The 14,217-nt window shown below is 70.5% G+C and carries 10 protein-coding genes; 6 read left to right on the top strand and 4 right to left on the bottom strand.

All coding sequences use genetic code 11. The annotated features are described in order from the left end of the window. Window positions 1-26: 26 nt before the first annotated feature. The 3 genes from ACZ5SK_RS01465 (at window position 27) to ACZ5SK_RS01455 (ending at window position 7,219) form a co-directional block, all read left to right on the top strand. Window positions 27-758, top strand: a complete 732-nt coding sequence (locus tag ACZ5SK_RS01465; RefSeq protein WP_334580958.1) for a VIT1/CCC1 transporter family protein — start codon at window positions 27-29, stop codon at window positions 756-758. A 385-nt stretch (window positions 759-1,143) separates the two neighbouring features. Next, window positions 1,144-5,766 carry a glutamate synthase large subunit gene (gltB, locus tag ACZ5SK_RS01460; RefSeq protein WP_361700144.1) on the top strand — a complete coding sequence of 1,541 codons (4,623 nt, stop codon included), beginning with the start codon at window positions 1,144-1,146 and terminating at the stop codon, window positions 5,764-5,766. After that, complete coding sequence (locus ACZ5SK_RS01455) at window positions 5,759-7,219, top strand: glutamate synthase subunit beta (RefSeq protein ID WP_334580960.1); 1,461 nt, start codon at window positions 5,759-5,761, stop codon at window positions 7,217-7,219. Before gltB ends, ACZ5SK_RS01455 begins: the two co-directional genes overlap by 8 nt. A gap of 109 nt (window positions 7,220-7,328) precedes the next feature. On the opposite strand, the gene ACZ5SK_RS01450 is transcribed toward ACZ5SK_RS01455, so the two are convergent. Then, a complete protein-coding gene (locus ACZ5SK_RS01450) occupies window positions 7,329-8,141 on the bottom strand; it encodes a chitosanase (RefSeq protein WP_334580961.1) in 813 nt (270 codons plus the stop codon). A 105-nt stretch (window positions 8,142-8,246) separates the two neighbouring features. On the opposite strand from ACZ5SK_RS01450, the gene ACZ5SK_RS01445 reads away from it, so the two are divergent. Next, entirely contained in the window at window positions 8,247-8,969 is a 723-nt protein-coding gene (locus ACZ5SK_RS01445) for a vWA domain-containing protein (RefSeq protein ID WP_334580962.1), read from the top strand. Window positions 8,970-9,054: 85 nt separating this feature from the next. Further along, window positions 9,055-10,728: a cytochrome bc1 complex cytochrome b subunit gene (gene qcrB / locus ACZ5SK_RS01440; protein WP_457493610.1), complete on the top strand. Its 1,674-nt coding sequence runs from the start codon at window positions 9,055-9,057 to the stop codon at window positions 10,726-10,728. Window positions 10,729-10,806: 78 nt separating this feature from the next. Here the strand turns inward: qcrB and ACZ5SK_RS01435 are convergent, their stop codons facing one another. Continuing rightward, window positions 10,807-11,379 (bottom strand): TetR/AcrR family transcriptional regulator, encoded by a 573-nt coding sequence (locus tag ACZ5SK_RS01435; protein WP_334580964.1) that lies wholly within the window; start codon window positions 11,377-11,379, stop codon window positions 10,807-10,809. Window positions 11,380-11,499: 120 nt separating this feature from the next. On the opposite strand from ACZ5SK_RS01435, the gene ACZ5SK_RS01430 reads away from it, so the two are divergent. Next, a complete protein-coding gene (locus ACZ5SK_RS01430) occupies window positions 11,500-11,991 on the top strand; it encodes an FBP domain-containing protein (RefSeq protein ID WP_334580966.1) in 492 nt (163 codons plus the stop codon). 86 nt (window positions 11,992-12,077) lie between these two features. Here the strand turns inward: ACZ5SK_RS01430 and ACZ5SK_RS01425 are convergent, their stop codons facing one another. Together ACZ5SK_RS01425 and ACZ5SK_RS01420 are read right to left on the bottom strand one after the other, a co-directional pair. Then, window positions 12,078-13,031 (bottom strand): acyl-CoA dehydrogenase family protein, encoded by a 954-nt coding sequence (locus ACZ5SK_RS01425; RefSeq protein WP_334580967.1) that lies wholly within the window; start codon window positions 13,029-13,031, stop codon window positions 12,078-12,080. Continuing rightward, complete coding sequence (locus tag ACZ5SK_RS01420; protein WP_334580968.1) at window positions 13,031-14,170, bottom strand: acyl-CoA dehydrogenase family protein; 1,140 nt, start codon at window positions 14,168-14,170, stop codon at window positions 13,031-13,033. Before ACZ5SK_RS01420 ends, ACZ5SK_RS01425 begins: the two co-directional genes overlap by 1 nt. Between the last annotated feature and the right edge of the window lie 47 nt (window positions 14,171-14,217).

The raw sequence follows: 14,217 nt of genomic DNA, 5'->3' as shown, positions 1-14,217 counted from the left end.
TTGCCTTAGCTATCTGGGGGATCTTCATGGCCATCATCGAGACCGAAGCCACGCTGCACGAGGCGCACCGCGACAACCACACGCACCGGGACGTCAACGGTGGCTGGCTGCGGCCCGCCGTGTTCGGGGCGATGGACGGCCTGGTCTCCAACCTCGCGCTGATGACCGGTGTCGCCGGCGGGTCCGTCGGGCAGCAGACCATCGTCATCACCGGGCTTGCCGGTCTCGCCGCAGGCGCCTTCTCGATGGCCGCCGGCGAGTACACCTCCGTCGCCTCGCAGCGTGAGCTCGTCGAGGCCGAGCTCGATGTGGAGCGCAGGGAGCTGAGGAAGCACCCGCAGGACGAGGAGGCCGAGCTCGCCGCGCTGTACGAGTCCCGGGGCGTCGAGCCCGAGCTGGCCCGGCAGGTCGCGCAGCAGCTCTCGCGCGATCCCGAGCAGGCCCTGGAGATACACGCCCGTGAGGAGCTGGGCATCGATCCCTCGGATCTGCCCTCGCCGCTGGTCGCCGCCGTGTCGAGCTTCGGGGCGTTCGCGCTCGGCGCGCTGCTGCCCGTCCTGCCGTATCTGCTGGGGGCCGCCTCGATGTGGCCGGCCGTGCTGCTGGCGCTGTTCGGGCTGTTCGGCTGCGGCGCCGTGGTGGCCCGGGTGACCGCGCGGACCTGGTGGTTCAGCGGACTGCGACAGCTCGCGCTCGGAGGCGCGGCGGCCGGTGTGACGTACGCCCTGGGCACTTTGTTCGGAACGGCCGTAGGATAGATCGGCTGCTACATATGCGATGGGCCGTATAAGTAGCCGTTACTGACTGGTTTCGGATGCTTAACCAGCGGGCATGAGCCGTAAGCGCTGTGGGCAATGACGCCTGCGGCGCACTTGCGGGGTGGACGACGCCGCTCTCCCCGCCCTTCGGACCGACGGACACCGATCTGATCGATCTCGTCCCGTCCGGTCCCCATATAACTTTCAGCCACGTGCGCGAGACCCCCTTTCGCGAGCTCGTGGCGTCCGCATGTTGGAACGGAGTATCCGGTTCCCGAGAACCGCTCCATCATGTAACCTGCACGAAATTTTGCGCTCACGCAGAGGGCCAACGTCGTCCCTTCGCACGCCATATATGCCACTTGAGACGACGACGGGAGAGCCGATGCGTACGCCGCGCCAGCCGTCCCAGCATTCCGCGAATGGCCAGAACTGGTCCTTCATGGATGCTCGCCCTGCTGCGCAGGGTATGTACGACCCCCGCAACGAGCACGACGCCTGTGGCGTCGGCTTCGTGGCCAACCTCACCGGCGAGGCGAGCCACACGCTGGTCGAGCAGGCGCTCACCGTTCTGCGCAACCTCGAACACCGCGGCGCCACCGGCTCCGAGCCGGACTCCGGCGACGGCGCGGGCATCCTCACCCAGGTCCCCGACGCCTTCTTCCGCGAGGTGGCCGGTTTCGAGCTGCCCGAGGCCGGCGGCTACGCCGTCGGTATCGCCTTCCTCCCCGAGGACGGCTTGCAGGACGCCGTCTCGCAGATCGAGACGATCGCCGACGACGAGGGCCTCACCGTCCTCGGCTGGCGCGAGGTCCCGGTCGCCCCCGAGCTCCTCGGCGCCACCGCCCGCTCCACGATGCCCGCCTTCCGCCAGGTCTTCGTGACCGACGGCGCCTCCCAGGGCATCGACCTCGACCGCAAGGCGTTCGTGCTGCGCAAGCGCGCCGAGCGCGAGGCCGGCGTCTACTTCCCCTCGCTGTCCGCGCGGACGATCGTCTACAAGGGCATGCTGACCACCGGCCAGCTCGAACCCTTCTTCCCGGACCTGTCCGACCGCCGCTTCGCCTCGGCCGTGTCGCTCGTCCACTCGCGCTTCTCCACGAACACCTTCCCGTCGTGGCCGCTCGCGCACCCGTACCGCTTCGTCGCGCACAACGGTGAGATCAACACCGTCAAGGGCAACCGCAACTGGATGCGCGCCCGCGAGTCGCAGCTGGTCTCGGACCTGTTCGGCTCCGCCGACCATGGGCACAGCGGACAGGACGAGAAGTCCATCGAGCGGATCTTCCCGGTGTGTACACCGGACGCCTCCGACTCGGCGTCCTTCGACGAGGTGCTCGAACTGCTCCACCTCGGCGGCCGTTCACTGCCGCACTCCGTGCTGATGATGATCCCGGAGGCGTGGGAGAACCACGACTCCATGGACCCGGCCCGGCGCGCCTTCTACGAGTTCCACGCCACGATGATGGAGCCCTGGGACGGCCCGGCCTGCGTCACCTTCACCGACGGCACCCAGGTCGGCGCCGTCCTCGACCGCAACGGCCTGCGTCCCGGCCGCTACTGGGTCACCGACGACGGCCTCGTCGTCCTCGGCTCCGAGGTCGGCGTCCTCGACATCGACCCCGCCAAGGTCGTCCGCAAGGGCCGCCTCCAGCCCGGCAAGATGTTCCTCGTCGACACCGCCGAGCACCGCATCATCGAGGACGACGAGATCAAGGCGAACCTCGCCGCCGAGAAGCCCTACGCCGAGTGGCTCGAGGCCGGCGAGATCGAGCTCGTCGACCTGCCCGAGCGTGAGCACATCGTGCACACGCACGCCTCGGTCACCCGCCGCCAGCAGACCTTCGGCTACACCGAGGAAGAGCTGCGCGTCCTGCTCGCGCCGATGGCCAAGGCCGCCGCCGAGCCGATCGGTTCGATGGGCACCGACTCGCCGATCGCCGCGCTCTCCGCGCGCCCGCGGCTCCTCTTCGACTACTTCACCCAGCTGTTCGCGCAGGTCACCAACCCTCCACTGGACGCCATCCGCGAGGAACTGGTCACCTCGCTGCGCTCCTCCCTCGGCCCGCAGGGCAACCTGCTCGAACCGAGCGCCGCGTCCTGCCGCACTGTCACCCTGCCGTTCCCGGTGATCGACAACGACGAGCTGGCCAAGCTCATCCACATCAACGCCGACGGCGACATGCCCGGCTTCAAGGCCGCGACCCTCTCCGGCCTGTACCGGGTGCACGGCGGCGGCGACGCCCTCGCCGCGCGCATCGAGGAGATCTGCGCCGAGGCCGACGCCGCCATAGACAACGGCGCCCGCCTCATCGTCCTCTCCGACCGCCACTCGGACGCCGAGCACGCGCCGATCCCGTCGCTGCTGCTCACCTCGGCCGTCCACCACCACCTCATCCGCACCAAGCAGCGCACCCAGGTGGGCCTGCTGGTCGAGGCCGGAGACGTTCGCGAGGTCCACCACGTCGCCCTGCTGATCGGGTTCGGCGCCGCCGCCGTCAACCCGTACCTGGCGATGGAGTCGGTCGAGGACCTGCTGCGCGCCGGCACCTTCCTCGACGGCATGGAGCCCGAGCAGGCGATCCGCAACCTGATCTACGCGCTCGGCAAGGGCGTCCTGAAGGTCATGTCCAAGATGGGCATCTCGACCGTCGCCTCCTACCGCGGCGCCCAGGTCTTCGAGGCCGTCGGTCTCGACGACGCCTTCGTCGAGAAGTACTTCAACGGCACGGCCACCAAGATCGGCGGCGTCGGCATCGACGTCGTCGCCAAGGAGGTCGCCGCCCGCCACGCCAAGGCCTACCCGGCGTCCGGCATCGCGCCGGCCCACCGCGCCCTGGAGATAGGCGGCGAGTACCAGTGGCGCCGCGAGGGCGAGCCGCACCTGTTCGACCCGGAGACGGTCTTCCGCCTCCAGCACTCGACGCGCACGGCCCGCTACGACATCTTCAAGAAGTACACGGACCGCGTGAACGAGCAGTCCGAGCGCCTGATGACGCTGCGCGGACTCTTCGGCTTCAAGTCCGGCCGCGCGCCGATCTCGATCGACGAGGTCGAGCCGGTCTCCGAGATCGTCAAGCGGTTCTCCACCGGCGCCATGTCGTACGGCTCCATCTCCCTGGAGGCGCACGAGACCCTCGCCATCGCCATGAACCAGCTGGGCGGCAAGTCCAACACCGGCGAGGGTGGCGAGGACGCGGACCGGCTGTACGACCCGGCGCGCCGCTCCGCCATCAAGCAGGTCGCCTCCGGCCGCTTCGGTGTGACGAGCGAGTACCTGGTCAACGCGGACGACATCCAGATCAAGATGGCCCAGGGCGCCAAGCCCGGCGAGGGCGGCCAGCTGCCCGGCCACAAGGTCTACCCGTGGGTCGCCAAGACCCGTCACTCCACCCCGGGTGTCGGTCTGATCTCCCCGCCGCCGCACCACGACATCTACTCCATCGAGGACCTGGCCCAGCTGATCCACGACCTGAAGAACGCGAACCCGCAGGCGCGGATTCACGTGAAGCTGGTCTCCGAGGTCGGCGTCGGCACGGTCGCCGCGGGTGTGTCGAAGGCCCACGCGGACGTCGTGCTGATCTCCGGCCACGACGGCGGCACGGGCGCCTCGCCGCTGACCTCGCTGAAGCACGCGGGCGGCCCCTGGGAGCTCGGCCTCGCCGAGACCCAGCAGACCCTGCTGCTCAACGGCCTGCGTGACCGCATTGTCGTCCAGACTGACGGTCAGCTGAAGACCGGCCGCGACGTGATCATCGCCGCGCTGCTCGGCGCCGAGGAGTTCGGTTTCGCGACCGCGCCGCTCGTGGTCTCCGGCTGCGTCATGATGCGCGTCTGCCACCTCGACACCTGCCCGGTCGGCATCGCCACGCAGAACCCGGTGCTGCGCGACCGCTTCGCGGGCAAGGCCGAATACGTCGTGAACTTCTTCAGGTTCATCGCCGAAGAGGTCCGCGAGCTCCTCGCCGAGCTGGGCTTCCGCTCGATCGAGGAGGCCGTCGGCCACGCCGAGGTCCTCGACGTCGAGCGCGCCGTCGACCACTGGAAGGCGCAGGGCCTGAACCTGGCCCCGCTGTTCCACGTGCCCGCCCTGCCCGAGGGCGCGGCGCTGCACCAGGTCATCGAGCAGGACCACGGCCTGGAGAAGGCGCTCGACAACGAGCTGATCAAGCTCGCCGCCGACGCCCTGGCCGCGGACTCGGCGACCGACGCCCAGCCGGTGCGCGCCCAGGTCTCCATCCGCAACATCAACCGCACGGTCGGCACCATGCTCGGCCACGAGGTCACGAAGAAGTTCGGCGGTGCGGGCCTGCCCGAGGACACCATCGACATCACCTTCACCGGCTCCGCGGGCCAGTCCTTCGGCGCCTTCCTCCCGCGCGGTGTCACGCTGCGCCTGGAGGGCGACGCCAACGACTACGTCGGCAAGGGCCTCTCCGGCGGCCGCGTCATCGTCCGCCCGGACCGGGGCGCCGACCACCTCGCCGAGTACTCGACGATCGCGGGCAACACCATCGCCTACGGCGCGACCGGCGGCGAGCTGTTCCTGCGCGGCCGCACCGGTGAGCGGTTCTGCGTCCGCAACTCCGGCGCGACGGTCGTCTCCGAGGGCGTGGGCGACCACGGCTGCGAGTACATGACCGGCGGTCACGCGGTGGTCCTCGGCGAGACGGGCCGCAACTTCGCGGCCGGCATGTCCGGCGGCATCGCCTACGTGATCGACCTGAACCGCGACAACGTCAACATCGGCAACCTGGACGCCGTCGAGACGCTGGACGACAGCGACAAGCAGTGGCTGCACGACGTGGTGCGCCGCCACGCCGAGGAGACCGGCTCGACGGTCGCCGAGAAGCTGCTCGCCGACTGGGACGCGTCCGCGGAACGCTTCACCAAGATCATCCCCAGCACGTACAAGGCAGTGCTCGCCGCCAAGGACGCCGCCGAGCGAGCGGGACTCTCCGAGTCCGAGATCACCGAGAAGATGATGGAGGCGGCGACCAATGGCTGACCCGAAGGGCTTTTTGAACCACGGCCGTGAGGTCGCCAAGTCCCGTCCCGTCGACGTGCGTCTGAAGGACTGGAACGAGGTCTACGTCCCCGGTTCGCTGCTGCCGATCATCGGCAAGCAGGCCAGCCGGTGCATGGACTGCGGCATCCCGTTCTGCCACAACGGCTGTCCGCTCGGGAACCTGATCCCCGAGTGGAACGACTTCGCCTACCGCGAGGACTGGACGGCGGCCTCCGAGCGCCTGCACGCCACGAACAACTTCCCGGAGTTCACGGGCCGTCTGTGCCCCGCCCCGTGCGAGTCGGCGTGTGTGCTGGGCATCAACCAGCCGGCCGTCACCATCAAGAACGTCGAGGTCTCGATCATCGACAAGGCGTGGGAGACCGGTGACGTCGCCCCGCAGGCTCCCGAGCGGCTGTCCGGCAAGACCGTCGCGGTCATCGGCTCGGGCCCGGCGGGCCTGGCCGCCGCCCAGCAGCTGACCCGGGCCGGCCACACCGTCGCCGTCTACGAGCGCGCGGACCGCATCGGTGGTCTCCTGCGGTACGGCATCCCCGAGTTCAAGATGGAGAAGCGCCACATCAACCGCCGCATCGAGCAGATGCGCGCGGAGGGCACCCGCTTCCGCACCGGCATCGAGATCGGCCGCGACCTCAAGGCGACCGACCTGAAGAAGCGGTACGACGCGATCGTCATCGCCGCCGGCGCGACGACCGCCCGTGACCTGCCGGTGCCGGGGCGCGAGCTCAAGGGCGTCTACCAGGCCATGGAGTACCTGCCGCTGTCCAACAAGGTCCAGGAGGGCGACTACGTGGTCTCGCCCGTCTCGGCCGAGGGCAAGCACGTCGTGGTCATCGGCGGCGGCGACACCGGCGCGGACTGCGTGGGCACCGCCCACCGTCAGGGCGCGGCCTCCGTCACGCAGCTGGAGATCATGCCCCGCCCGGGCGAGGAGCGCAGCGCCGGCCAGCCGTGGCCGACCTTCCCGATGCTGTACAAGGTCACCTCGGCGCACGAGGAGGGCGGTGAGCGGGTCTACTCCGTCTCCACCACCCACTTCGAGGGCGACGAGGACGGCAACGTCCAGTGGCTGCACCTCACCGAGGTCGAGTTCATCGACGGCAGGCTGACCCCGAAGCCGGGCACGGAGCGCAAGATCCCCGCCCAGCTGGTCACCCTCGCCATGGGCTTCACCGGCACCGACCGCGAGAACGGCCTGGTCGAGCAGTTCGGCCTGGAGCTCGACGAGCGCGGCAACGTCGCCCGCGACGCCGACTTCCAGACCAACGTCCCCGGCGTGTATGTCGCGGGTGACGCGGGCCGCGGCCAGTCCCTCATCGTGTGGGCGATCGCGGAGGGCCGCTCGGCCGCCCGCGGCGTCGACCGGTTCCTGACCGGCGTGAGCGAACTGCCGGCCCCGATCCGCCCGACGGACCGCTCGCTGATGGTCTGACGGCCCGAGGCCTCCCATACGTCCCGTACAAAGGCGTACGGAACACAGACGGCGCCTGCCCAACAGTCCCCGACCGGACGACCGGGCAGGCGCCGTCGCATGTCCCGAGTCAGGGCACCCGGTAGGTCTCCCCGTACACCTGCCACTGCAGGGGCGGACGCAGGTCCAGGTTGCCCTCGTGGAGGAAGCGGCGTTGGGTCGTGTCGACGCGGGAGGTGTCGATGCCGGGGTGCCGGGTCAGCATGGCGCGGCGGCGGGCGTCGAGGAAGGCGTTGAGGTAGGCGGCCTCGTCGCCGCCCTGCGCGGGGGTGCGGGCCTGCTGCATCGCACGGGCGCGGATGCCGTCGAAGCTGGTCGGGCCCGTGCCGGGGCCGTGGAAGACCAGCGCGTCGTAGTAGATGAACTGGCCCAGCGCGCCCAGGCCGTCCGCCCGGCCGCGGTGCACCGCCGGGTCGAAGTAGACGCGGTCGCGCTCGGCGTCCTGGGCCGCGCGGAAGGCGGGCACCGTCGACTCCGCCCGCCAGGCCGCCGGGAACCCCGGGTCCAGACCGGCGTGCGAGGCGGTGCCGTCGACCCGGCGCAGCGCCGGGAGGTAGCGGGCGAGGGCGTTGCCCGGATGCGCCCGGGTGTAGTCCTCGACGAGGGTGAGCAGGTCGTGGGTGCCGGTGCAGAAGCCGATCAGGCCCGCCGTGTAGCCCTGGCCGTCGCCGATGTCCTCGACATAGCCGTATGCGGCGCGCCAGTTGAGGGTGCCGTTCTCGGCGGTGGCCACGATCTGCTGGGCGAGTTCCTTCTGCGCCGGGGCGGCGAGGCCCGGCGGGGTGACCAGGACGGCGGGCGCCGGCTGGGCGGGCTGTGCGGGGGCGAGGAGGTACACCGTCGACGCTACGGCGGCGCAGACCAGGGCGGCGGCACGTTTCATGCCGCACACTTTAAGGCCGGAATGTCGCGTTCCTTGTCATTCCATACTCATACGTAGCCGAATGAACAAAAGGGCGAACCAGGTGGCTGTGGGAGGCTGTGCGCCATGGTCGCGATCAGTCTCACCAAGGTGCAGGAGACGGCCCCAGCGCTGGTCGATCTGTACAAGAGCGCCGGGGTTTCCCTCGTCAAGCACGGCCTCGACGGGCAGCGTGCCGCCGTCTATCTCGTCGTCGACTACTCGGGGTCGATGAAGCCGTACTACCAGGACGGCAGCGTGCAGGCGCTCGCCGACCGGGTGTTGGGGCTGTCCGCGCACCTCGACGACGACGGCCGGGTGCCGGTGGTCTTCTTCTCCACCGACGTCGACGCCGTCACCGACATCGCCCTCGCCGACCACCGGGGGCGGGTGGACCGCATCGTGGCCGGGCTCGGACACATGGGCAGGACCAGCTACCACCTCGCCATGGACGCCGTCATCGACCACTACCTCGACAGCGGCTCGACGTACCCGGCGCTCGTCGTCTTCCAGACCGACGGCGGCCCCGTCAACAAGCTCGCCGCGGAACGCTATCTGTGCAAGGCGTCGAAGCTGCCGCTGTTCTGGCAGTTCGTCGGCTTCGGCGACCGAAGCAGCAAGCAGTTCGACTTCCTGCGGCGGCTCGACGAACTGCCCGTGCCGGGGAAGCGGGCGGTCGACAACGCCGGGTTCTTCCACGCCGGTTCGGATCCGGCGAAGACGACGGACGCGGAGCTGTACGACCGGCTCGTGGGCGAGTTCCCGAAGTGGCTGGTGGCCGCCCGGGCAGCGGGGATCGTACGGCCGTAACCGCTTTCCGGTTCCTGTCCGCACCGTTGGCTCGGCGGCTCCTTCGTGCCACTCTGATGTTGGTCCGACGGGGAGGCGGCGACGTATGAGTGACGGCCTGCGAACGGTGAACGAGGCTGCGGACAGCGGGAGTTCGAAACCGAGGGGCGAGCCCGGCAGGGGCGAGAGGCTCGCCGACTGGGCCGACGGACGGCTGGGACTGTACGCGCTGGCGAAGGCCAACCTGCGCAAGGTGTTCCCCGACCATTGGTCCTTCATGCTGGGCGAGATCTGCCTCTACAGCTTTCTGATCCTCCTCCTCACCGGCGTCTACCTCACCCTGTTCTTCGAGCCGAGCAGCGCCGAGGTCGTCTACCACGGCTCGTACGTCCCGCTCAACGGCGTCACGATGACGAAGGCGTACGAGTCGACGCTCCACATCAGCTTCGACGTGCGCGGCGGGCTGCTGATCCGGCAGATCCACCACTGGGCGGCGCTGGTCTTCGTCACCGGCATGCTCGTGCACATGATGCGGGTGTTCTTCACCGGCGCGTTCCGCAAGCCGCGCGAGGTCAACTGGCTGTTCGGCTGGCTGCTGCTGTTCCTCGGCATCCTCACCGGCCTGACCGGCTACTCGCTCCCCGACGACCTGCTCTCCGGCACCGGCGTGCGATTCGCCGACGGCGCGATCCTGTCCATCCCGATCGTCGGGACGTACATCTCGTTCTTCCTCTTCGGCGGGGAGTTCCCGGGCCACGACATCATCTCCCGGCTCTTCCCGATCCACGTCCTGCTGCTGCCCGGGATCATGCTGGGGCTCGTCGTCGCCCACCTCATCCTGGTGTTCTTCCACAAGCACACCCAGTATCCGGGGCCGGGCCGCGACCAGAAGAGCGTGGTCGGCATGCCCTTCATGCCGGTCTACATGGCGAAGGCGGGCGGGTTCTTCTTCCTGGTCTTCGGCGTGCTGGCGGTGATGGGCGGGATCGCCAGCGTCAACCCCGTGTGGGCGTTCGGACCGTACCGGCCGGACCTGGTGACGACCGGCGCCCAGCCCGACTGGTACCTCGGCTTCTCCGAGGGGCTGATCCGGGTGATGCCGGGATGGGAGATCAACGCCTGGGGCCACACCCTGGAGCTGGGCGTTCTCATCCCGTTCTCGCTGTTCCCGTTGATCCTGCTCGCCATCGGTCTCTACCCGTTCGTCGAGGCGTGGATCACCGGCGACAAGCGGGAGCACCACATCCTCGACCGGCCGCGCAACGCGCCCGTGCGCACCGGCCTCGGCGTGGCCTGGCTGACCCTGTACGTGGTGCTGCTGATCGGCGGCGGCAACGACATCGTGGCCACGCATCTGCATCTGTCCATCAACTCGATCACCTGGTTCGTGCGGGTGTCCGTGTTCGTCGGGCCCGTCGTCGCCTTCATGGTGACCAAGCGGATCTGCCTCGGGCTGCAGCGCCAGGACCGGGACAAGGTGCTGCACGGCCGTGAGACCGGCACCATCAAGCGTCTCCCGCACGGCGAGTACCTCGAGGTCCACGCACCTTTGGACCGGGCCCAGTTGTTCACCCTCACCCAGCACGAGCAGGCCCCGCCGTACGAGATCGGGCCGCTCGTCGACCACAACGGCGTGCGCCGGCCGGTCACGGTGCCCCAGCGGGTGCGGGCGCGGCTGGCGCGCGCCATGTTCGGCGCCGACAGCCACATCCCGAAGCCGACGCCGCAGGAGTACCGCGAACTGACCGACGGGGACGGGCACGGGCCGGGACACGGGTAGCGGCCGCGGTACGGGTAGCGGCATGGCCGCGGTACGGGCACTGGGTGGGCCGTACCCGTCGACCGGCCCCTGCTCCGGTCATTCCTTGGGCGGCCAGGTGCGCAGCAGGGCGTCGAGGGCGTCGAGGATCCGGGTCCAGGTCTCCTGGGTGTCGGGGGCGCTGTGGCTGAAGCCGCCGCCGAGTTCCAGGCTGACGTAGCCGTGGAAGACGCTGCCCAGCAGGCGCACGGCGTGCGTCTGGTCCGGCTCGGTGAGGTCGTAGCCGCGCAGGATCGCCCGGGTCATGCGGGCGTGACGCCCGCCCGCGCTCGCGGCCGCCGCCTGCGGGTCGAGTCTCAGCTGGGCCGCGGCGTAGCGGCCGGGGTGCTCGCGGGCGTAGTCCCGGTAGACGTCGGCCAGGGCCGTCAGGGCGTCCTTGCCGGCCCGGCCGGCCAGCGCGAGTTCGCCCCGGTCGGCGAGTTCCTCCAGGGCGAGCAGGGCGATCCGGGTCCTGAGGTCGTCGGAGTTCTTCACGTGCGAGTACAGGCTCGCGACCTTGACGTCGAAGCGCCGGGCGAGCGCCGAGACGGTCACCTGGTCGAAGCCGACCTCGTCGGCCAGCTCCGCTCCCGCCCGGACCAGGCGTTCCGTGCTCAGCCCTACGCGCCCCATGGCCGTCCTCCCGTTTCGATCATCACCGAAGCCACCCTGCCATGTCCTGATGTACCGCGCCGATCTGCCGAAACCATTTAATCGTTTGCCTAGGAGACCTAGGCAAATTAGCCTGCGACTATGAAGCCGTTGACCGAGCAAGAGATCCGTGCCGCGTTCGTGAACTGCACCAAGGGGGAGGCCAAGCGCCTTTCCGTGCCGCGCGACCTGGGCGAACAGCCGTGGGCCGACCTGGACTACCTCGGCTGGCGGGATCCCCAGGCCCCCGACCGGGCCTATCTCGCCGTCGAGCTGGACGGCCGGCTGAAGGCCCTCGCGCTGCGTTCCTCCGCCGCCGGCTCCTGGCAGACCCGGCGCAGCATGTGCACGCTGTGCCTGACCACCCACTCCGGGGGCGTCTCGCTGATGGTCGCGCCGAAGGCGGGCCGGGCCGGCCAGCAGGGCAACTCCGTGGGGGCCTACATCTGCAGCGACCTCGCCTGCTCGCTGTATGTGCGCGGCAAGCGGGACGCGGGGGTCGGGGCGCGGCTGCACGAGACGATCACGCTGGAGGAGAAGATCGAGCGGACCGTCGCGAACCTCGCCGGGTTCATCGGCAAGGTGACCGCCTGAAGCACTGGTCGAAGCGCCGGTCGAAGCGCCGGTCGAAGCGCCGGTCGAAGCGCCGGTCGAAGCACCAGTGGAAGCGCCGGTTGAGGCTAGGCGCGGCCGTTCAGCAGCTCCGCCCGGCAGTCCTGCGGGGCGCCCCATGCCGTGCGCAGGGCACGGGCCTTGGTGAGCCAGAGCGACAGGTCGTACTCCGCCGTGTAGCCGATCGCGCCGTGCAACTGGAGCGCCGCGCGCGCGGTCGTGTACGCCGCCTCACAGGCGCTCGCCTTCGCGGCGGCGACATCCGCCGGCGCCATCGTGACGGCGGCGCCCAGGACCAGGGGCCGGGCGAACTCCAGCGCGATCTTCGCGTCCGCCAACCGGTGCTTGACCGCCTGGAACGAGCCTATGGGCGCCCCGAACTGCACGCGCTGCCCCACGTAGGCCACGGTCCGCTCCAGCAGTGCGAGGCCCACGCCCAGCGCCTGCGCCGCGGTGGCGAGGCGGGCCCAGCACAGGGCGCGCCGCACGGGTGGGGCCTCGGCCAGGAGCTCACCGCCCGGCAGCAGACGGGTCAGACGGCGGGCGGGGTCGAGCGACGGACGGACCGTGCCGTCGTGCCCGGGCGCGAGCCGGAGGCCGTCGGCGCCCAGGGCCAGGTGCACGGCCGCCGCGTCACCGTCCAGCGCATACGCCCCCTCGTGCGCCACCGTCGCCATCGACTGGCCCGCGGCCAGCGCCGGGAGGAACCGCTCGGCGAGGTCCGGATCGGGCAACAGGGCCGCCGCGGCCACCGTCTCCACCAGCGGACCGGGCACCGCATGCCGCCCCAACTCCACGAAGGCGATGGCCAGTTCGACGGGCCGGAGCCCCAGGCCCTGGTGCGCCTCCGGGATCGCCAGGGCGAAGACGCCGGCCTCGGCGATCCGCGCCCACAGGGCACGCCCGCTCGCCTGCTCGCCCCGGCTCCAGTCCCGTACGACCGAGGGCGTTGCGGCGGCCGTCAGCATGGCGTGCAGCGAGTCGGCGAACGCCCGCTGTTCGGTGTCGAGGAGGAAACGCATCAGCGGCGGCCCTTCGGCAGGCCGAGCAGACGCTCGGCGATGATGTCGCGCTGGATCTCGTTCGTGCCGGCGTAGACGGGTCCGGCGAGGGCGAACACGTAGGCCTCGGCCCAGGCGGAGTCCGCCGACTCGCCCTCCTCGCCCAGCAGGTCGAGGGCCGTCTCGTGCAGCGCGATGTCGTACTCGGACCAGAAGACCTTGTTCAGGCTGGACTCCGGGCCGATCGACTCGCCGTCCAGGAAGCGGGACGCGGCCGCGTAGGCGAAGAGCTGGTAGGCGCGGGCGCCGGCCAGCGCGTCGGCGACCCGGTCCTGGGCCCAGGCGGGACGGCCCCGGTCCAGCCAGAGACGGTGGAGGCGGTCCGCTGAGGCGAGGAAGCGGCCGGGGGAGCGGAGCGTCAGCCCCCGTTCGTTGCCCGCCGTGGACATGGCTACCCGCCAGCCCTCGCCGGGCGCGCCGATCACGTCCTCGTCCGGCACGAAAACCTCGTCCAGGAACAGCTCGGCGAACGCCGGCTTTCCGTCGAGGCGGCCGATCGGACGGACCGTGACGCCGGGCGCGCGCAGGTCGAACATCAGGTAGGTCAGGCCCTGGTGGGGGCGGGAGGCCGCCGGGTCGCTGCGGAACAGGCCGAACGCGCGGTCGGCGAAGGCCGCCCGCGACGACCACGTCTTCAGGCCGCTCAACCGCCAGCCGCCGTCCGCGCGGACCGCCCGGGAACGCAGCGAGGCCAGGTCCGAGCCCGCCTCCGGCTCCGACCACGCCTGCGCCCAGACCACCTCGCCGGTCGCCATCGGCGGCAGCACACGCGCGCGTTGTTCCTCCGTGCCGTGGTCGAAGAGGGTCGGCGCGAGCAGACTGACGCCGTTCTGGCCGACCCGGCCCGGCGCGCCCGCCGCGTAGTACTCCTCCTCGAAGACCAGCCAGCGGATCAGCCCGGCGTCCCGCCCGCCGTAGCGCACGGGCCAGTTCACCGCCGACCAGCGGTCCGCGGCCAGTTCGGCCTCCCACGCGCGGTGCGCCGCGAAGCCCTCCCCGGTCTCCAGCGACGGGAGCGGAGCGGACGGCACATGCGCGTGCAGCCAGGCGCGGGCCTCGGCGCGGAACGCTTCCTCGGCGGGCGTGAGGTCGAGGTCCATCAGCGGCAGTCCTTCCCTAACAAGTGTTTGGTAGGTTAGCGTGGCCC

It is taken from the genome of Streptomyces sp. NPDC031474, assembly GCF_055581185.1.
Note: the sequence above shows the minus strand (reverse complement) of the source record. Positions and strands in the feature narration are given on the sequence as shown.

Excerpts from the sequence above, each read along its gene's own strand:
- ACZ5SK_RS01465 (WP_334580958.1), top strand. The coding sequence starts at position 27 with ATGGCCATCATCGAGACCGAAGCCACGCTGCACGAGGCGCACCGCGAC.
- gltB (WP_361700144.1), top strand. The coding sequence starts at position 1,144 with ATGCGTACGCCGCGCCAGCCGTCCCAGCATTCCGCGAATGGCCAGAAC.
- ACZ5SK_RS01455 (WP_334580960.1), top strand. The coding sequence starts at position 5,759 with ATGGCTGACCCGAAGGGCTTTTTGAACCACGGCCGTGAGGTCGCCAAG.
- ACZ5SK_RS01450 (WP_334580961.1), bottom strand. The coding sequence starts at position 8,141 with ATGAAACGTGCCGCCGCCCTGGTCTGCGCCGCCGTAGCGTCGACGGTG.
- ACZ5SK_RS01445 (WP_334580962.1), top strand. The coding sequence starts at position 8,247 with ATGGTCGCGATCAGTCTCACCAAGGTGCAGGAGACGGCCCCAGCGCTG.
- qcrB (WP_457493610.1), top strand. The coding sequence starts at position 9,055 with ATGAGTGACGGCCTGCGAACGGTGAACGAGGCTGCGGACAGCGGGAGT.
- ACZ5SK_RS01435 (WP_334580964.1), bottom strand. The coding sequence starts at position 11,379 with ATGGGGCGCGTAGGGCTGAGCACGGAACGCCTGGTCCGGGCGGGAGCG.
- ACZ5SK_RS01430 (WP_334580966.1), top strand. The coding sequence starts at position 11,500 with ATGAAGCCGTTGACCGAGCAAGAGATCCGTGCCGCGTTCGTGAACTGC.
- ACZ5SK_RS01425 (WP_334580967.1), bottom strand. The coding sequence starts at position 13,031 with ATGCGTTTCCTCCTCGACACCGAACAGCGGGCGTTCGCCGACTCGCTG.
- ACZ5SK_RS01420 (WP_334580968.1), bottom strand. The coding sequence starts at position 14,170 with ATGGACCTCGACCTCACGCCCGCCGAGGAAGCGTTCCGCGCCGAGGCC.